This is a genomic window from Nonomuraea sp. NPDC004580 (assembly GCF_040609855.1).
GTDB classification, from domain to species: Bacteria; Actinomycetota; Actinomycetes; order Streptosporangiales; family Streptosporangiaceae; genus Nonomuraea; species Nonomuraea salmonea.
The window spans coordinates 247,825-266,159 of the sequence record NZ_JBEXLH010000002.1 but is presented as its reverse complement, the minus strand read 5'-3'; the positions used below and the strand labels follow the sequence as shown (position 1 = coordinate 266,159).

Below are 18,335 nucleotides of genomic sequence, written 5' to 3'. Positions count from 1 at the left end.
GCTACGGCGGCCATTCCAAAAGCGTTTTCCTGCTGCCGGATACCAGCGCCAAGCAGCGGTCGATCATTGCCCAAAGACCGGTGAACGGACCCCCTATAAGCGGCGCGGCCGATCGGCGCTACCGGTTCAATGGCGGTCCCGCGCGGTGTCGCCCATGCGCCGCCGGTGCAGCGCAGGAAAACCGACTCAAAAAATCCAGATGGCTCTTTGACCTTGCCGAGAGATTTTCAAGTTGCGCTTTTCCAGGGTTCCCGTGATGGTTATTCGCGGCACCTAGCAGCCCTGCAACGAACGACCACGGCGCCAGGAATTCCACGCCGTTCCATGGAGGAAAGCAAACATGATCCGTCGCATTCTGGCCGGTGCCGCAGTCGCGGCCGCGGCCTTCGGCTTCTCCGCGTCGGCCGCGTCCGCTGACGTGGGTCCCAACCCGTACAACAAGGGCGCGGCCATCGGGAGCCAGTTCCAGATCCTGGACGACGTGCTCAACGACGTCGGCAACCACTCGCTGAACAACCTCGAGGTCAGCATCCTGACCGCGCTCGACGAGGTCAACGTCGCGCTGCTGAACAACAACCAGCCGCAGGTCGGCCACGCCAACAGGAACACGCGTATCGACAACGGCGACGCCCGCGCCCAGTAGGCCGGGCAGGCGGAAGGGGCGGCGACCGACGCCCCGCCGCCGGTGCGCGTGTAAAAGGTGAAGGCCCGCGACAGCAATGACGCCGCCGATCCATCGGGTGCCCGTGCCCGCCCGCGATATGCGGACGCCGGTTTCCAGCGCCGTGCCGGCGAAACCTGATGCCAAGGAATCGAGGCGGCTTCTTGACCTCCATAAGGTCTTTCCGGGTTGCGGGCCCAGCCGCCTGCCGCGATTGTTATTCGCGGCACCTCACAGCCCTGCACGAACGACTATGGCGCCGGGAATTCCGGGCCGTTCCATGGAGGAAAGCAAACATGATCCGTCGCATTCTGGCCGGTGCCGCAATCGCGGCCGTCGCTCTGGGCTTCTCCGCGTCCGGCGCGTCCGCGGACGTCGGGCCCAACCCGTACAACGGGGGCCAGGCCGTCCTCAGCCAGTTCCAGATCCTGGACGACGTCCTCAACAACGTCGCCAACCACTCGCTCAACGACCTCGAGGTCAACATCCTCAAGGTCCTCGACGAGGTGAACGTGAGCGCGCTGAACAACAACCAGCCCGAGGTCGGCAACCACAACAAGAACACCAAGATCCAGAACGGCCAGGCCCAGGCCAGGTAGGACGCGAACCTGAACGATCGTGGCGATCCGCGAGGCCACGGAGCGGTTCCCTGGAACACCGGAGCGTTCGACGGCCGTACGCCGTCGCGGCGAGCGACATCGCCCAGGACCGTACGGCCGGCGCCGTCGGAGAACGCTCACCGGAAATAGGCTGGAAAAGGCTACTGATCGCGCATCGGAGCTTTTCCAGCGGTAAGCCGGGAATCAGCACCACAGCATTCAAGCGCTCCTTGACCTCCATAACGAGTCGCCATCTCCGAGGTCTGCCACGATCACCGTCAGCGGCACCGCACAGCCCTGTACGAAAGAAGCTGGCGCCGGTAATTCCGCGCCGATTCATGGAGGAAAGCACACAATGATCCGTCGTATCCTGGCCGGCGCCGCCGTGGCGGCCGCCGCCTTCGGTTTCGCCACCTCCGCCGCGTCCGCCGACGTCGGCCCCAACCCGAGCAACAAGGGTCAGGCCCTGCTGACGCAGTGGCAGATAGCCGACGACGTCCTCAACAACCTGCTCAACCACTCGGCCAACGACATCGAGGTCGGCATCCTCCAGCTCCTGGACGAGACCAACGTCGCGCTGCTGAACAACAACCAGCCGCAGGTCGGTGACGGCAACGTCAACACCGACATCGACAACGGCCGCGCGCAGGCCAGGTAGGACCTGGACGTAGCAGGCGGGGAGGGTGCGGCGGTCCCCTACCGGACGGGCCGCGTGGCCAACGCTCCTCCCTCGACCTGGGTGAGCCGGTGAGGCCGGCCGTGGAGACTCGCGAGGCCACGGCGCCGCCTCTCCGGTGACCGAATGTTCGGTACGCCGTACGCCTCCGGCGCGGGACCCCATCAGGGCCCGCCCTGAGGCGTGCGGCATTCTCATGGCTCAGAGGCCTTGGTCGCCCCGGCCGACCTCCACCCGGACGATGCCGAGCAGGTCCGCGCGGTTCAGCGGGTCGATGCGGACCTGGGCGCCGGTGTGCGGCGCGTGCACCATCCGCTCGGCGTCCACCGCCAGCCCCACGTGCTCGGGGCCCGGGGTCGCCTTGTCGCTGTCGAAGAAGACCAGGTCACCCGGCTCCAGCAACTCTTTCGTGATCCTGATGCCCGCGCGCCACTGCTCGTACGTGGTGGTCCCGATGAGCGCGCCCGCCCGGGCGTAGGCGTACTCGGCGAGCCCGGAGCAGTCGAAGCCCTTGGTGGTGGCGCCGCGCCCGATGCCGTACCCGGGCCCGTGCACCCCGCCGCCGCCCCACGAGTACGGCACCCCGATCATCTCCAGCGCCGCCCGCAGCGCGATGCTCCCCGCCACCGACCTGGCGCTCACGGAAGACGTGGCCCCCGCCGCGTGGACCACGAGCCCTACCAGGCAGACCGCCACCACCCGCAGCGCCGACGGCCCGGTCGGTCCCCGCAGATCCCGCCTACGCCGGCTCCGCTGTCTTCGCTGTCTCCGTCTCTGGTCCATGGCACATCGACGCTCCCGATCCGAGCCGCGCCAGGCGCCGCCGTCGCCGCCCTGCCCGCAGTTGTCTCCTCTGTGGCTTTTCTCGCCTTCTATGGCGACAAAACGCCATCGATGGCAGCCCGCTAAAAGATGAAATTTCCACCAATTAGGGGTCGGTCTCCGCTCGCACGGGCGCCTCCCTAGATCCTCGGCAAACGACTCGAGAGCCCCACCGCCCAGGCCCGGCGAGCCACCGTGAAGCACGCCGGACCGCCAACTTCAGGATTATCCGAAAAACCGGTCATATTCCGACGAAAAATCCATAGCCCGGCATACTTCGTGTAGCCTAGGTTTCGGATTAATCGCCGAAAAGCGCGTGCGACAGATCCGCAGGTGCGACCACGGCGACAACCCCCAAGAGCCAGCGTGTTGGGGGGTGCGGGGAGCGTGAGCGTCCAAGAACGGCTGCTGTACCAGGACCGACAACTGACGATCAGTACGGCGGTGGCGCCAGGCCTGCCCGCCGTGCCGGCGGTCGCGCTGATCGGCGAGATCGACGTGACCAACAGCCGTGCGGTGGCCAGCACCCTGGCGAGCTGCCGCCAGGGCACCTACATCGTGGTCGACACGGGAGAGCTGACCTTCATCGACGTCTCGGGGCTGCGCGTGCTGGCGATGCCCGCGCTGCCGCCCGCCGAGCGGTGGATCCGCCTGTACAACGTCACGCCGTACCAGCGGCGCCTGCTGCGCATGCTGGGTTGGTTCTACCAGCCGAAGGACGTCAACGTCCCGCTGCAGCAGGGCTGACGGCGACAGGGCTGACGGCGACAGGGCTGACGGCGCCCGGCGGCCTGATGACCGCGGCCGAGGTGCCGAGCCCGGTCGGACCGTGGAAGCGTGGCAGCGGCGCCTGGTGGTGCCGCTGCAACGACGGCTCGTCGTAGCGGAAGCAGCCCTGGTGCCAGTTGAGAATGCCGGCCAGCCAGTCGCCCAGCTCGGTCAGGAAGCCGTCGAGGTCGCGCCGCGCCTCCTCGCCGAGGCCGAAGTCGTCGCACACGATCGGCAGCTCGTTCGCCGCGATGTGCTCGAACTGCCGCACCCGCGAGGCCATCAGGTCGGCCACGATGCCGAGCGCGGTGGGGTAGTCGCAGCCGAAGAAGTTCTGGACGACGAGGATCGCGTTGTGCACCTCGCCCTCGAACTCGATCTCCTTCTGGTACGAGAACACGTCGTTGACCAGCGTGCCCGCGTCCATCATGGCGTTCTCCAGCGCCACCATCGGCCCGCTGGCGTAGAAGTCGTCAGGGATCGACTTGGAGTGCCGCAGCCGGCTCAGGCTCATCGTGAGCTGCGAACCGAACGTGTGCCGCCGCATCTCGATGTAGTCGACCGGGTCGGGGATGTGGTGGGCGATCTCGCCGGCCAGCTCCCACAGCCACGCCTCGCACATCTGCTCCACCGCCGCCCGCAGCTTGCGCCGGTCCTCCTGCGGCATCGGCCCCGCCGTACGCGCCCAGATGTCGGCCAGCGACCGCTCCAGCGCGTTGGCGGGCGCGGGGGCGGGCGTGCCGTCGAGCGGCATGAAGTCGCCGAACCTGGCGACCGCCACCTTGGCGGCGGCCAGGTTGCGCGGGCGGCCGAAGACGACGGGGAAGTAGTCGTCGCCGTACGTCCCCCAGGCCAGCCAGGCGGAGGCCAGGTCGAGCTCCTCGGGCGTCGCGCCGGGATGCAGGCCGGCCGCGCACAGCGGCAGGTCGTAGTCGACGAGCTTGGCCTCGTCCCAGACGGCGGGCCCGGCGACGCCGTGCGGCGGCTCCAGGATCCCCATCTCGCGGCACCAGGAGACCAGCTCGCGCCTGGCGCCGTCCAGGTGGGGTGACAGGCGCAGCTCGAACGGCACGTACAGGTCGGGGATCCGCGAAGGACCCACCCGCTGGTACGGCACGTGCGTGAACGAGCGCACCCGCTTGGCCCCCAGCAGGTCGATCACGGACGACATGCCGAGCGGCCGGCTCGCCCCCGCCCGCTCGTTCATGTAGCGGCTGGAGCGCATGTGCCACTCGTGCCCGCCCGCCTGCCAGTCCTGCAGCCCCTTCACGTACGCCGCGACGCCGGCCGCGCTGAGCGGGTCGATGCCGTGCTCCACGAACAGCGGCCCCAGCTCGAAGACCGCGGTGTGCTCGAACTGCTGCAGCCGCGAGGTCAGCAGGTCGTTGACCGCGTTCGCGGCCTCCTGCGTGGAGCAGCCGAGGAACTTCTCCAGCACCAGCACCCCGTTGCTCAGCTCGCCCTCGTCGGTGACCTCCCGCTGGTAGGAGAACAGGTCGTTGCGCAGGTGCACGGCGTCGGAGAAGGCGTCCTTGAGCACCCGCAGCGGCCGGGAGCCCGCGATCACGGCCGGCACCTCGGCGCCGGCCGCGTGCTCGACCAGCCCGGCCGACCAGGGCGCGCCGCCGACCTTCCGGCGCATCTCGATGTACTCGACGGGGTTGGCGACGCGGCCCCTGTTGATGTTGGCCAGCTCCCAGAGCGACTCGTCCAGCAGGTTGCGGGTGCTCTCGGCGAAGCGGGCCCGCCAGTCGAGCGACATGCTCGGCACCGTACGCGGCCACAGGTCGGCGAGGCCCGCCTCCACCGGGTTCTCCGGCTCTGGGACGGTCAGGTCGAGCCCCATGGGCATGAAGCGGGCCAGCCGCGCGAGGTACTCCTTGCCGCCCTTGAGGTCGCCGGTCCGTTTGAAGAACTCCAGGAAGTGGTCGTCGAAGAAGAAGACCCACACGTACCAGTCGGTGATCAGGCCCAGCTCTTCCGCGTCGCAGTCGGGATGCGTATAGGCGCACATCAGCGGATAGTCGTGGGCGTCGAGGTCGGCCTCCTCCCAGACGCCCGAGCCTTCGAGCATGCCCATGTCGCGCGCCCACTGTCGGGAATGCACGCGGGCCTCGTCCAGGTGCCGGTTGAGCCGGGCCGGATACGGCAGGTAGAAGTCCGGCAGTTCGAACGGCTGCGTCATGGTCGTCTCCTTCGCGTCGTCAACGGTTCGGGCGGCAAGCGGCCCCGCCCGCCAGAGGTGGCGGACGGGGCCGTGGGAGGGTCTAGCCGTTACGGCCGAGCTCGACGTCCTCCAGCACGCCCAGCGCGTCGGGCACCAGGACGGCGGCCGAGTAGTAGACGCTGACCAGGTAGGAGATGACCGCCTTCTCGTTGATGCCCATGAACCGCACCGACAGGCTCGGCTGGTACTCGTCGGGGATGCCGGTCTGGTGCAGGCCGACGACGCCCTGGTTCTCCTGTCCCGTCCGCATCAGCAGGAACGACGTGGTGCGCGCGGCGGAGACGGGGATCTTGTTGCACGGGAAGATCGGCACGCCCCGCCAGGCCGGCACGCGGTGCCCGTTGACCTCGCTCTGCTGCGGGTAGACGCCGCGCTTGCTGCACTCGCGGCCGAAGGCGGCGATGGCCTGCGGGTGGGCGAGGAAGAACGAGGGCTCCTTCCACACCGTGGACAGCAGGTCGTCGAGGTCGTCGGGGGTGGGCGGGCCGGAGCGGGTGCGGATGCGCTGGCTGAAGTCGGCGTTGTGCAGCAGGCCGAAGTCGCGGTTGTTGACCAGCTCGTCCTCCTGCCGCTCGCGCAGGGCCTCGATCGTGAGGCGGAGCTGCTGGTCGAGCTGGCTCATCGGCTGGTTGTACAGGTCGGAGACGCGGCTGTGCACGCGCAGGACGGTCTGGGCGACGCTCAGCTCGTACTCGCGGGGCGTCTGCTCGTAGTCCACGAACGTGCCGGGCAGCTCGGCCTCGCCCGTGTGACCGGCGGACATGTTGATCGCGGCCTCGCCGTAGTCGTTCTGGGCGTGGTTCCCGCTGGTACGCCAGGTCTCGACGTGCTCGCGCAGGGCGGGCGAGCGCTCGGCGACCTGCTCGTAGTCCTGCCTGGACAGCGTCAGCACGGTGGTGGCGGTCTTGGCGCGGGCGGTGAACTCGTGGTGGCCGCCCTGCACGAGCGCCTGCTCGCCGAGGTGGTCGCCGTCGGCCAGCACGCCGAGGTTCTGATCGTCCCCGTACGCGCCCCGCCCGACCTTGGCCACCCGCCCGTGGGCGATCAGCACCAGCCGGTCCACCTCGGCGCCCTCGGCGACGATCTCCTCGCCGGCCGCGACCTCGCGCTGGGTGAACCGGTCGGCCAGCGCCTCCAGCACCTCCATGTCGTCGAAGCCGCGCAACATGGGCAGCTCGGTCAGCTCGGCCGGGATCACCCGCACGTCGGCGCCCGTGGTGCTGAAGGTGATCCGGCCATCACCCAGTGTGTACGTCAGTCGCCGGTTCACCCGGAACACACCGCCCGAGCACTGGACCCACGGCAGCAGCCGCAGCAGCCAGCGGGAGGTGATCTCCTGCATCTGCGGCGGCGTCTTGGTCGTCGTCGCCAGCTGTTTGGCGGCATCGGTGCTGAGGCTGAGCTGACCGTTGCCGTTGGCGCTGCCGTTGCTCGGCGCGGTCGAGTGGGTCGTTTCTGTCATCGTGCACCACCAATCTGGATGGGCGGGCTAGCCGCGGTTGCGGGAGGTTCGGAGTTCGAGCGGAAGGGAGAACGTCAGGGTCTCCTCGGTCAGGGTCACCGGCTGGACGTCGGCGAACCCGCGGGCCGAGAGCCAGTCGAGTAACTCCGTGACCAGCGGCTCGGGCACGGAGGCGCCGGAGCTGACCCCGACCGTGCGCACGCCGTCGAGCCAGCGCTCGTCGGCGTCGGAGGCCCGGTCGACCAGGTGGGCAGCGTCCGCTCCCGCGTTCACCGCGACCTCGACCAGCCGCCGCGAGTTGGAGGAGTTGGCCGAGCCGACCACGACCACCAGCTCGCACTCGGGCGCGATGCGCGCGACCGCCTCCTGACGGTTCTGGCTGGCGTAGCAGATGTCGTCGCTGGGCGGATCGACCAGGCCGGGGAACCGCTCGCGCAGCCCTTCGACCGCCCGCATGGTCTCGTCCACGGCCAGCGTGGTCTGCGACAGCCAGCTCACCGGCTCGGAGCCGTCCAGCTCCAGCTCCTCGGGCCGCGCCGGATCCATGACGTGGATGCGCTCGGGGGCCTCGCCCAGCGTGCCCTCGACCTCCTCGTGCTCGGCGTGCCCGATGAGCACGATCCGGTGCCCGGACTCGGCCATCCTGGCCGCCTCCTTGTGCACCTTCGTGACGAGCGGGCAGGTGGCGTCGATCGTCCGCAGGCCCCGCAGGCCCGCCGCCTCCTTCACCGCCGGGGCCACGCCGTGCGCCGAGAAGACGACCAGCGCCCCGTCGGGCACCTCGTCCAGCTCCTCGACGAAGACCGCGCCGCGCCTGGTCAGGTCGTCCACCACGAACGTGTTGTGCACGATCTGCTTGCGGACGTAGACCGGCGCTCCGAAGCGCCGCAGCGCCTCCTCCACCGTGACGATCGCGCGTTCGACGCCCGCGCAGTAGCCGCGCGGGGCGGCGAGAAGTACCCGTCCCATGTTGGGGATCCCCTCACTTGCTGCGATGTGCGAGCTGGTCGGCCATCTCGGCGAGCACGCCGGCCGCCTCTGGCTTGACCTGCGCCTCGCTCAGTGCCGACATGGCCTGGCGGACGCGGTCCTCGATCATGTCCTCGACCCTGGCCAGCGCCCCGGTGTCGATGAGGATGCGGCGCACCTCCGCGGCGCGCTCCTCGGTCAGCTCCGGGTTGCCGTGCCAGGCGCGCAGGTGGGCGAGCTGGGCGGGGGAGGCGTGCTGCACGGCGTGCGCGTACATCACGGTCTGCTTGCCCTCGCGCAGGTCGTCCAGCGCGGACTTGCCGGTCTCCGAGGCCGAGCCGAACGTGCCGAGCACGTCGTCACGGAGCTGGAACGCCTCCCCGAGCGGCACCCCGAACCGGGAGTAGGCGTCGAGCAGGTCGGGCGGCGCCCCGGCGAGCGCGCCGCCGATCTGCAGCGGCCGCTCGACGGTGTACTTCGCGCTCTTGTAACGGATCACGGTCAGCGCCTGAGCCTCGGTCGCGCCCGAGCGCAGCTGGGCGAGGACGTCGAGGTACTGGCCGCTGATGACCTCGGTGCGCATGGCGTCGAACAGGTGATGCGCGGCACGCAGCCGCGCCGGGTCGATGCCGCAGGACGACAGCAGCGCGTCGGACCAGGCCAGGCTGAGGGTGCCGAGCAGGATGCCGCCGGCCCGGCCGAACGCCTCGGCGCCCGGACCCCGGTGCAGGTCGGACAGGCTGCGGTGCACGGTGGCCTGCCCGCGGCGCAGGTCGCTGCCGTCCATGATGTCGTCGTGGATCAGCAGCCCCGCGTGACACAGCTCCAGTGCGGCGGCGGCGCTGATGATCTCCTCGCAGTCGTCGCCGCCGGCGCCGCGCCAGCCCCAATAGCACAGCTGGGGCCGCACACGCTTGCCGCCGCCGAGGATGAAGTCCGCCAGCAGCCCGTACGCCGCCTCGACCCCGGGGTCGGAAACCGGGTTGCCCCAGTCTTCGAGAAAGCCGCAGAGCCGCTGGTCGATGCGGGCACCAAGAGAGTGCTGCGGGAAGCTCACCGGCATACGCGCGGCCCTTCTGTCGTCCGTCACTACCCCTAGTTACTCACTGAATACGGAGTGTGTAAAGTAGCTTTTGCGGCCCAAGCTTTCTTTTGCCACAGCAGTCACACGGCCTGGGGATGTCATGAAGACGCTGCTGACTCACGTGTCCACCCCCGACGACCTGCGTGCCCTTCCGGCCGAGCTGCTGCCGGGGCTGGCCCGCGAGATCCGCGACTTCCTCATCGAGAAGGTGAGCGCGGCGGGCGGCCACCTCGGCTCGAATCTCGGCATCGTGGAGCTGACGATCGCGCTGCACCGGGTCTTCGACTCGCCGGACGACGCGATCGTGTTCGACACCGGGCACCAGGCGTACGTCCACAAGATCCTCACCGGCCGCCGCGACGCCTTCGACGGGCTGCGCGTGCGCGGCGGGCTGAGCGGCTACCCCAGCAGGGACGAGTCGCCGCACGACCACGTCGACAGCTCCCACGCCTCCACCGCGCTCGCCTACGCCGACGGCATGGCCAAGGCGCGCCGGCTGGCCGGCGAGGGCGGCCGTCCCGTGGTCGCGGTGGTCGGCGACGGCGCGCTCACCGGCGGCGTGGCCTGGGAGGCGCTCAACAACCTCGGCGCCGACCGCGGCCTGCCGGTCGTCGTCGTGCTCAACGACAACGGCCGCTCCTACGCGCCCACGGTCGGCGGCTGGGCCGAGCACCTCGGCAGGCTGCGGGCCGCGCCTGGCATCAGCGTGTTCGAGAGTCTGGGCCTGCGCTACCTCGGCCCGGTCGACGGCCACGACATCGCCGCCCTTGAGCAGGCGCTGCGCACGGCCCGCGAGCTGCGCACGCCGGTCGTGGTCCACTGCGTCACCCGCAAGGGCCGCGGCTACGGCCCCGCCGTGCAGGACCTCGACGAGCACCTGCACGCCATCCCGGCCTCCGACCCGGCCACCGGACAGCCGCTGTCACCGGTGCACGGCACCTGGACGCACGCCTTCTCCCACCACCTGTGCGCGCTCGGCGAGCGCCGCCGCGACGTGGTCGCCGTCACCGCCGCCATGCCGGGGCCCACCGGCCTCGCGGCGTTCGGGCGGCGCTTTCCCGGGCGCATGTTCGACGTCGGCATCGCCGAGCAGCACGCCATGGCCTCGGCGGCCGGCATGGCGATGAGCGGGCTGCATCCGGTGGTCGCGATCTACGCCACGTTCCTCAACCGGGCCGTCGACCAGGTGCTGATGGACATCGCGCTGCACCGGCTGCCCGTGACGCTCGTGCTCGACAGGGCCGGGATCACCGGCCCCGACGGGCCCAGCCACCACGGCATGTGGGACCTCGCGACGCTGGCGGTCGCGCCGGGGCTGCGGGTGGCCGCGCCGCGCGACGCCGTACGGCTGGGGCAGCTGCTGGACGAGGCGGTCGCCTGCGACGGGCCCACGGCGCTGCGCTTCCCCAAGGCGGCGGTCGAGGCGGAGATCCCGCCCGTCGGCAGCGTCGGAGAGGTGGACGTGCTGGCGTCGGGCGGTCAGGACGTGCTGCTGGTCGCGGTCGGCGCGATGGCCGGGCCGTGCCTGAGCGCGGCGGCGTCGCTGGCCGAGTCGGGCATCGGGGTGAGCGTGGTCGATCCGCGATGGGTCATCCCGGTCTCCGCCGACCTGCGCAAGGCGGTCGGCGGCAGCCGGCTGGTGGTGACGGTCGAGGACGGCGTCGCCGCGTCGGGGGCCGGCGCGCTCGTCCGCCAGGTGTGCGCGCCCGGTCAGGGGGTGCTCAACCTGGGGCTGCCGTGCGCGTTCATCGGCCAGGGCGGGCGCTCTGAGCTGCTGGCCGAGGCGGGGCTGACCGGCCAGGGCATCGCGCGGGCGGCCGGCGACGCCCTGCGCGCCCTCGACCGCACCTGACCCCGCCTCAAGCGGTGTGCGGTGGGCGGCCCAGCTCGAAGGTCATGCCGTGGCTGCTCGCCGTCGTGGTCACCGGGCGGCGGAGCAGCTCGCCGGCGCGGTGCGCCACCTCCTGGAACTGGCGCTGCCGCTCGGGGGTGTCGGCGGACGCCAGGCGGACGGAGCCCTTCTGCGCGAGCTCCTGGGCCAGCCACTGCGCCATGGAGCTGTAGAAGCGCGCCTCCTCGTCGGCGTCGAGCGGGGCCGGCCGCACGCGGCCGGTCTCGGGCGCGGGAGGGTGCACCGCGTGCGGCTCCAGGACGGACTCGCCGGCACGGGGCTCCAGGGGGTTCTCCATGCGGCGCAGTCTAGGGCGGCGAGCCCGGTGCGCGGCGCCGTTTGGCGCTCTGCGTGGGGGTATGCGGCATTTGTCCCCGACATCGAGGAGCCGAGCATGAAGGCAGTCACCTGGCACGGCAAGCGCGACGTACGGGTCGAGGAAGTGCCCGACCCCGCCATCAAGGAGCCCAACGACGCGGTCATCAGGGTCACCAGCACCGGGATCTGCGGCTCCGACCTGCACCTGTACGAGGTCCTCGGCCCCTTCATGACCGAGGGCGACATCCTCGGTCACGAGTCCATGGGCGTCGTCGAGGAGGTCGGCTCCGCGATCACCACGCTCAAGCCCGGTGACCGCGTGGTCATCCCGTTCAACATCTCCTGCGGCCACTGCCACATGTGCGGCCTGGAGCTGTACGCGCAGTGCGAGACCACCCAGGTGCGCGAGCAGGGCATGGGCGCCGCGCTGTTCGGCTACACCAAGCTGTACGGCCAGGTCCCCGGCGGCCAGGCCGAGTACCTGCGGGTGCCCGAGGCCCAGTTCGGCCCGATCAAGGTCCCGGACGGGCCGCCGGACGAGCGGTTCGTCTACCTGTCGGACGTGCTGCCCACCGCCTGGCAGGCCGTCGCGTACGCCGGCATCCCCGAGGGCGGCAGCGTCACCGTGTTCGGCCTCGGTCCGATCGGCCAGATGTGCGCCCGCATCGCCCGCCACCTCGGCCACCGCGTGCTCGCCGTGGACGGCATCACCGCCCGCCTGGAGCTGGCCCGCCGCCACGGCATCGAGGTCATCGACGCCAGCGAGGTCACCGACGTGCCAGGCGAGGTCAGGGAGCGCACGTCGGGGCGCGGCACCGACTCCGTCATCGACGCGGTCGGCATGGAGGCGCACGGCTCGCCCGCCGCCAAGCTCGCCCAGACACTCACGGGCCTGCTGCCCGACGCCGTGGCGGCGCCGCTCATGGCGAACGCGGGCGTCGACCGGCTGAACGCGCTCAACCAGGCCATCGAGACCGTCAGGCGCGGCGGCGTCATCTCCATCACCGGCGTCTACGGCGGCATGACGGACCCGCTGCCCATGCTGCGCCTGTTCGACAAGGGCGTCACGCTGCGCATGGGGCAGGCGCACGTCAAGCGCTGGGTGAGCCCGCTCATGCCGCTGGTCACCGACGACAGCGACCCGCTGGGCGTGATGGACCTCGCCACCCACCGGATGCCGCTGGAACAGGCGCCGCAGGCGTACGAGATGTTCCAGAAGAAGGCGGACGGCGCGGTGAAGATCCTGCTCAAGCCGTGAGCGCTGGTTTCGCCGCCCCAGGCTCGGGCAGCGGTGCTGCCATGAGAGTCGTAGTGGTGGGAGCCACGGGGAACGTGGGCACCAGTGTGGTGCGTGCGCTGGCCGCGGACGACGACGTCACCTCGATCGTCGGCGTCGCCCGCCGGCTGCCGGGCTGGCGGGCGGAGCGCACCGAGTGGCACCAGGCCGACGTGGCGACCGCCGACCTGACCAGGATCTTCGACGGCGCGGACGCCGTGGTGCACCTGGCGTGGCTGTTCCAGCCGACCAGGGACCCGGCGATCACCTGGCGGGCGAACGTGCTCGGCAGCATGCGCGTCTTCCGCGCCGCGGCGGAGGCCGGGGTGCCGGCGCTGGTGCACGCCTCGTCGGTGGGGGCCTACTCGCCGGGGCCCAAGGACCGGCCGGTGGACGAGAGCTGGCCCACGCACGGCTGGCCCGGGGCGGCGTACGGGCGGGAGAAGGCGTACGTCGAGCGGGTGCTCGACGTCTTCGAGCACGATCACCCGAACATCAGGGTCGTCCGCATGCGGCCCGGCTTCATCTTCCAGCGGGCGGCGGCTACCGAGCAGCGCAGGTTGTTCGGCGGACCCCTCGTGCCGCGGCGGATGATCAAGGCGGGCCGGGTGCCGTTCGTGCCGGACATCCCCGGGCTGCGGCTGCAGGTGCTGCATGCCGAGGACGCGGCGCAGGCGTACCGGCTGGCCGTGACCAGGCCCGTGCACGGCGCGTTCAACCTGGCAGCCGAGCCCGTGCTGGACCCGGGCGACCTCGCCGAGCTGCTGGGCACGCGCACCGTGCGGGTGCCGCCCAAGCTGGCCATGGCGGCGGTCTCCGCCGCCTGGAACCTGCGGCTCGTGCCGGCCTCGCCCGGGCTGCTGGAGATGGCGCTGCGGATCCCGCTCATGCGGACCGACCGGGCCAGAGACGTGCTGGGCTGGAGTCCCGAGCATTCGTCGTACGAGGCGATGCAGGCGTTGTTCGAGGGGCTGCGGGAGGGCGCGGGCATGGACACCGCGCCGCTGGCCCCCGACGGCGGCCCGGCCGGGCGAGTCCGCGAGATGGCCTCGGGCATGGGCAGACGTCCTTGACACTCTGACTTTGTGTAAATTCCGGGGGTCGGGGAAAAGGATCACGTGAGGTCCTGAAGCGCGGCCTGTGTCGGAATTGGCACGGAGGAGCGCATGCGCGTGTTGTACAGCCAGACCTTCACCTTCCACGACGTCGGCAGGTTGCGCCACGAGGTCGCCGAGCACGCCGGGAGCTGCGGGCTCCACGGGTTGAGACTCGACGACTTCGTGCTCGCCGTGCACGAGAGCGTGGTCAACGCCGTGGAGCACGCCGGCGGGCACGGCCAGTTGCGGCTGTGGACGGTCGACGGCGTCATCAGGGCCGAGACGAGCGACCGGGGCGCGGGCATCCCCGAGCCGTACGTGGACGGCGACAAGCAGGCGTCAGGCCAGGCGTGCACAGGACGCGGCCTCTACCTGATCCACAGATTGTGCGACGCGGCCGACCTGCGAACCGGGCCGGACGGCACCCGCGTGCTGCTCACCATGCGGTTACCGCGCGGCGCCGACCTGCCCGTGCGCAGGGGCATGCGGCGGATCAGGGTCGTCGCCCCGGGAGACGGGCACTCCGGCCACTTCACCGCCTGATCATTCTCCGTCCCGCGCGCGGCTGACCAGCGCAGGCGCCGGGTAGTCTCGTAGGGACGGAGAGGATCACCACGTGAGCGGCGACATGCCATCCCCCGAGATCATCGCTCCTGTCCGGCGTCTCGGCCGGCGAGAGTTCGATTTCGAGCGCCAGGTCGCGATCATGGCCATCGTCAACAGGACGCCCAACTCCTTCCACGACCAGGGCCGCACCTTCGAGCTCGACCAGGCGGTCGCGGCGGCCACGAAGGCCGTGTCCGAAGGGGCCGACTGGGTCGACATCGGCGGGTTCGCCTTCAGCGCCGCCCAGGCTCCGATCAGCGTGTCCGAGGAGATCGACCGCGTGGCGCCCGTCATCGCCAGGGTCAGGGCCGCCACCGACGCCGTGATCTCTGTCGACACCCACCGGCCCGAGGTGGCCGAGGCCGCCGTCGCGGCCGGCGCCGACGTCATCAACGACACCAACGGCCTGCGCGAGCCGGGCATCGCCGAGGTCGCGGCGGCCACCGGCGCGGCCGTGGTCGTCACCCACAGCCTGGGCGGGCCAGGCCGGCGGGTGCTGCGGCCCAGCTACGCCGACGTCGTCACCGAGGTGGCCGACTATCTGCGGGAGCGGGTGGCGTACGCGCTCAAAGCCGGCATCGCGCCCGAGAAGATCATCATCGATCCCGGCCACGACCTCAACAAGAACACCTTCCACTCCCTTGAGCTGACCCGCCGCCTTGAGGAGATCACCGCGATCGGCTATCCGACGCTGGTCGCGCTGTCCAACAAGGACTTCATCGGCGAGACGCTCGACCGGCCGCAGGGCGAGCGGAAAGAGGGCACGATCGCGGCCAACGTGGTCGCCGTCCTCAAAGGGGCGCGCATCCTGCGGGTCCACGACGTCGCGGCCACCGTCGCCTCCATCCGCATGACCGAGGCCGTGCTCGGCTGGCGCGGACCGCTCGCACCCCGTCACAACCTGGCATGAGGAGGTTCCGTACGTGACCCGGCGCAAGCCCATCGGGATGCCCTTCGAGAGCTGGATCGATCGCCAGATCCGCGAGGCGGAGGAGCGCGGCGAGTTCGACGACCTGCCAGGCAAGGGCAAGCCGCTGCCCGGTGAGGGCAAGCCGCTCGACGAGATGTGGTGGGTGAAGCAGAAGATCGAGAGCGAGGGGCTGTCGATGCCGCTGCCCCCGACGCTGGCGCTGCGCAAGGACGCCGAGAAGGCGCTGGCGGCGGCGCGTGACGCCCGGTCCGAGGCCGAGGCGCGGCGGATCGTCGAGGAGGTCAACGAGCGCATCCGCGAGGCGATCCGCACGGGGCTGTCGGGCCCGCCGCTCAACCTGATGCCGTTCGACGTGGACGACGTCGCCGCCGAATGGCGCCGCACCCACCGCTGACCCCCCGTAAGGAGTCGTGCGCCGCCCGGACCCCGGTCCATGCGTGGGACCGGGGTCCGGGCGCGGCGGCCCGGACCCCGGTCCGGTTGCTGAGGGACCCGGGTCAGGCGGGTCCCTCTGGCCGGCCGGCGCCCCGGGTCAGGCGGGACGCCGGTCGGCCGGGTCCTTTCAGTTGATCGGCGGGTAGGCGTTCTGCAGCAGCTGACGGAACTGCGCCGAGAACCACTGGCCGGAGATCGGCGCGTCCGCGAGGGCGCCCGACATGTTGTTGCCGTTGAGGTCGTTGCCCTCGTACGTCGGGTCGCACATCCGGTCGAACCTCTTGCCCTCGTCGTTGTCGATCTCCCGGCTGGAGCCGTCGGACTCGCCCGGAGGCTTGATCCAGACGTAGGCGTCGATGCCGCTGGCGGGCGCGGCGGTCGGGCGGGCGCCCATGCCGGCACCGTTCTGGTTGCACCAGTTACCGGCGTGGATGCGCCGGTCGACGCGGGACTGGTCGACGAACTGGTCCACGTTGGTCGAGGTGCTCGGGCCGCCCGGGCGGGCGCTGCCGCCCCAGCCGTTGCGCGAGGTGTCGATCAGCATGCCGAGCCCGGAGCGGAAGCCCTTGGCGACCAGGGCGTTGCGCAGGGCGACGGCGAAGGACTGCTCGTCGACGTAGTAGTTCCAGTCGACCCACTTGGACTGGCGGACCGAGATGTTGTTCACCATGGTGTTGACGGTGAAGTGCGGCTCGACCGTGGCGGAGTAGTTGGCGGTGTTGACGATGAAGCCGTCCACGCTGTCCACGCCGTCGGCGGTGCCGGCCACCGTCTCGTAGAAGAGGTTGACGGAGGGCTGGAAGTTCGAGTCCCAGCCGAGCCACGCGTGGTGGGCGGCGTCCACGTAGGTGTAGACGTTGGGGATGGCGTGGAGCTGGTCGAGCGCGTACCGGACGCCGTCACGGTAGCCGCCGGGGCCGTTGGCCTCGCGGCAGTCGGCGAACCTGTCGAGGTTCGTGACGAGGTTCGGCAGCGAGTCGGGCTCGATGATGGTGACGATGCGCAGGTTCGCGTAGGCGGAGTCGCCGAGGATGTCGGCGATCGGGTCGATGTACTCCGTCTTGTAGCGGTTGAGGCCGTTCTGCGAGATGCGCAGCTCGCCGTTGGAGGCCAGCGCCGAGCAGTCGCGGTTCGGCAGGTTGTAGATGACGACCTGGATGGTCAGCGGCGCGGAGCCGTTGGCGGCGTCCTGCCTGACGGCCTCGTCCATGTGCTCGCGCAGGCTCAGCGCGTCGCCCGGTCCCTCGATGGCGGCGATGCGGTCCATCCACACGGCGGTGGAGGTGTCGGCGACGGCGTCGCCGCCCGGCTCGGCGGCGGCCCTGGCGCTCCAGGTGGGGTTCACGTAGCCGGTGGCACCGGAGTACGGGTTCTCCACGTGGGTGGGCGTGGGGCCGCCGTCGTCATCGGCCTCGGTGGCGGTGACCGTACGCGAGGTCAGGCCGGTCGAGGCGACGGTGAAGGTACGGGTGCCGTTCGCCGAGTCGGAGTCCTGCGCGGCGGCCAGGGTGACCGTCTGCGGGGTGTTCCAGTTCGACGTGCTGAAGGTGAGCGAGCCGCCGGACCTGACGGTCAGGTCGGAGTCGCCGCTGCCGGCCGTCGTGGTGACGGTCACGCTGGAGGACGGCTGCGCGGCCAGGCGCGCGGTGAACGTGCCGGTCGAGCCCTCGGAAACGGTCACCGAGGTCGGCGTCACGACGATGGCCTGCTCCACCGTGGCGTCGTCGTCGACCTCGGTCGCGGTGAGCGTGGCGCCGGTGACGCCGCTGCCGCCGACGCTGAAGGCGGCGGTGCCCGCGGTGGTGTCGGAGTCCTGCGCGGCGGCCAGGGTGACCGTCTGCGCGGTGCTCCAGTTGCTGGGGGTGAAGGTGAGCGAGGCGCCCGAGCTGACCGTCAGGTCGGTGTCGCCGCTGGTACGGGCGGTGGCGACGGTGACGTTCGAGCTGGGCGCGGCGGACAGGCGCGCGGTGAACGTGGCCGTGCCGCCCTCGCCGACGGGCACGGAGCTGGCCGACAGGATCACCGACGGGGTGGTGGGCGTGGTGTCACCGCAGGTGGTGCCGTTGACGGAGAACCTCTCCGGGCTGGGGTTCGTGCCCGTCCAGGTGCCGTTGAAGCCGACGGAGACCGACGCGCCGGTCGCCAGGCTGCCGTTCCACGGCATGTTGGCGCCGGTGACGCGGGTGCCCGACTGACTCCAGTTCGCGCCCCAGCCGCTGGGGGTGTACTTCTGGCCTGTGGTCGGATAGTCGAAGGCCAGCGACCACGAGGAGATCGGGTCGCCGGTGTTCTTCAACGTGATGTTCGCGGTGAAACCGCCCTGACCAGGGCTGCTCGTCCACGAGTTGGCTGTGTAGGTCACGTCGCAGGCGACGGCGGCGTTCGCGGCCGTGCTCTGGCCTGCGACGAGCCCTAAGGCCGCGACACTCGCGGCGGTCATGGTCACGGCCCATTTGCGGAGGCCGCGGTGGAGTCTCACTTGCGATCATCTCCAGTACTAGGTGGCTGGGAGC

Annotated in this window: 17 protein-coding genes; 10 read left to right on the top strand and 7 right to left on the bottom strand. The window is 70.7% G+C overall.

The features are described from left to right. The first annotated feature begins 340 nt into the window (after window positions 1-340). The 3 genes from ABZW11_RS04370 (at window position 341) to ABZW11_RS04360 (ending at window position 1,918) form a co-directional block, all read left to right on the top strand. A complete protein-coding gene (locus ABZW11_RS04370) occupies window positions 341-643 on the top strand; it encodes a hypothetical protein (RefSeq protein WP_355412527.1) in 303 nt (100 codons plus the stop codon). A 314-nt stretch (window positions 644-957) separates the two neighbouring features. Continuing rightward, window positions 958-1,260, top strand: coding sequence for a hypothetical protein (locus ABZW11_RS04365; RefSeq protein ID WP_355412525.1), 303 nt, complete (start codon window positions 958-960; stop codon window positions 1,258-1,260). Window positions 1,261-1,615: 355 nt separating this feature from the next. Beyond that, a complete protein-coding gene (locus ABZW11_RS04360) occupies window positions 1,616-1,918 on the top strand; it encodes a hypothetical protein (protein WP_355412523.1) in 303 nt (100 codons plus the stop codon). A 219-nt stretch (window positions 1,919-2,137) separates the two neighbouring features. Here the strand turns inward: ABZW11_RS04360 and ABZW11_RS04355 are convergent, their stop codons facing one another. Beyond that, window positions 2,138-2,578 (bottom strand): C40 family peptidase, encoded by a 441-nt coding sequence (locus tag ABZW11_RS04355; protein ID WP_355412521.1) that lies wholly within the window; start codon window positions 2,576-2,578, stop codon window positions 2,138-2,140. 567 nt (window positions 2,579-3,145) lie between these two features. Between ABZW11_RS04355 and ABZW11_RS04350 the strand changes: the two genes are divergently transcribed. After that, window positions 3,146-3,505 carry an STAS domain-containing protein gene (locus ABZW11_RS04350; RefSeq protein ID WP_355412519.1) on the top strand — a complete coding sequence of 120 codons (360 nt, stop codon included), beginning with the start codon at window positions 3,146-3,148 and terminating at the stop codon, window positions 3,503-3,505. Here the strand turns inward: ABZW11_RS04350 and ABZW11_RS04345 are convergent. From ABZW11_RS04345 to ABZW11_RS04330, 4 genes are all read right to left on the bottom strand, one after another. Further along, window positions 3,480-5,711 (bottom strand): terpene synthase family protein, encoded by a 2,232-nt coding sequence (locus ABZW11_RS04345; RefSeq protein WP_355412518.1) that lies wholly within the window; start codon window positions 5,709-5,711, stop codon window positions 3,480-3,482. The two genes, ABZW11_RS04350 and ABZW11_RS04345, sit on opposite strands and share 26 nt — an antisense overlap. An 82-nt stretch (window positions 5,712-5,793) precedes the next feature. Further along, on the bottom strand, window positions 5,794-7,215 hold the full coding sequence (locus ABZW11_RS04340) for a family 2B encapsulin nanocompartment shell protein (protein WP_355412516.1): 1,422 nt from the start codon (window positions 7,213-7,215) through the stop codon (window positions 5,794-5,796). Between the two features lie 27 nt (window positions 7,216-7,242). Then, window positions 7,243-8,184, bottom strand: coding sequence for a 4-hydroxy-3-methylbut-2-enyl diphosphate reductase (locus ABZW11_RS04335; protein WP_345392238.1), 942 nt, complete (start codon window positions 8,182-8,184; stop codon window positions 7,243-7,245). Between the two features lie 13 nt (window positions 8,185-8,197). Then, the gene (locus ABZW11_RS04330; protein WP_355412514.1) at window positions 8,198-9,274 is read right to left on the bottom strand and encodes a polyprenyl synthetase family protein; all 1,077 of its coding nucleotides are present in this window, start codon (window positions 9,272-9,274) and stop codon (window positions 8,198-8,200) included. 94 nt (window positions 9,275-9,368) lie between these two features. Here ABZW11_RS04330 and ABZW11_RS04325 point away from each other — a divergent pair, with 94 nt between their 5' ends. After that, on the top strand, window positions 9,369-11,120 hold the full coding sequence (locus ABZW11_RS04325) for a 1-deoxy-D-xylulose-5-phosphate synthase (protein WP_355412512.1): 1,752 nt from the start codon (window positions 9,369-9,371) through the stop codon (window positions 11,118-11,120). Window positions 11,121-11,127: 7 nt separating this feature from the next. On the opposite strand, the gene ABZW11_RS04320 is transcribed toward ABZW11_RS04325, so the two are convergent. Then, the gene (locus ABZW11_RS04320; RefSeq protein ID WP_355412510.1) at window positions 11,128-11,457 is read right to left on the bottom strand and encodes a hypothetical protein; all 330 of its coding nucleotides are present in this window, start codon (window positions 11,455-11,457) and stop codon (window positions 11,128-11,130) included. 96 nt (window positions 11,458-11,553) lie between these two features. Here ABZW11_RS04320 and ABZW11_RS04315 point away from each other — a divergent pair, with 96 nt between their 5' ends. From ABZW11_RS04315 to ABZW11_RS04295, 5 genes are all read left to right on the top strand, one after another. Beyond that, window positions 11,554-12,735, top strand: coding sequence for a zinc-dependent alcohol dehydrogenase (locus ABZW11_RS04315; RefSeq protein ID WP_355412508.1), 1,182 nt, complete (start codon window positions 11,554-11,556; stop codon window positions 12,733-12,735). A gap of 41 nt (window positions 12,736-12,776) precedes the next feature. Further along, on the top strand, window positions 12,777-13,826 hold the full coding sequence (locus ABZW11_RS04310) for an NAD-dependent epimerase/dehydratase family protein (RefSeq protein ID WP_355412506.1): 1,050 nt from the start codon (window positions 12,777-12,779) through the stop codon (window positions 13,824-13,826). A gap of 93 nt (window positions 13,827-13,919) precedes the next feature. Beyond that, window positions 13,920-14,393 (top strand): ATP-binding protein, encoded by a 474-nt coding sequence (locus tag ABZW11_RS04305; protein WP_355412504.1) that lies wholly within the window; start codon window positions 13,920-13,922, stop codon window positions 14,391-14,393. 73 nt (window positions 14,394-14,466) lie between these two features. Beyond that, on the top strand, window positions 14,467-15,366 hold the full coding sequence (gene folP / locus ABZW11_RS04300) for a dihydropteroate synthase (protein ID WP_355412502.1): 900 nt from the start codon (window positions 14,467-14,469) through the stop codon (window positions 15,364-15,366). Window positions 15,367-15,379: 13 nt separating this feature from the next. Beyond that, on the top strand, window positions 15,380-15,781 hold the full coding sequence (locus ABZW11_RS04295; protein WP_355412500.1) for a DUF1992 domain-containing protein: 402 nt from the start codon (window positions 15,380-15,382) through the stop codon (window positions 15,779-15,781). A gap of 168 nt (window positions 15,782-15,949) precedes the next feature. Here ABZW11_RS04295 and ABZW11_RS04290 read toward each other — a convergent pair whose 3' ends face one another. Next, window positions 15,950-18,262 carry a glycoside hydrolase family 6 protein gene (locus ABZW11_RS04290; protein ID WP_355412498.1) on the bottom strand — a complete coding sequence of 771 codons (2,313 nt, stop codon included), beginning with the start codon at window positions 18,260-18,262 and terminating at the stop codon, window positions 15,950-15,952. Between the last annotated feature and the right edge of the window lie 73 nt (window positions 18,263-18,335).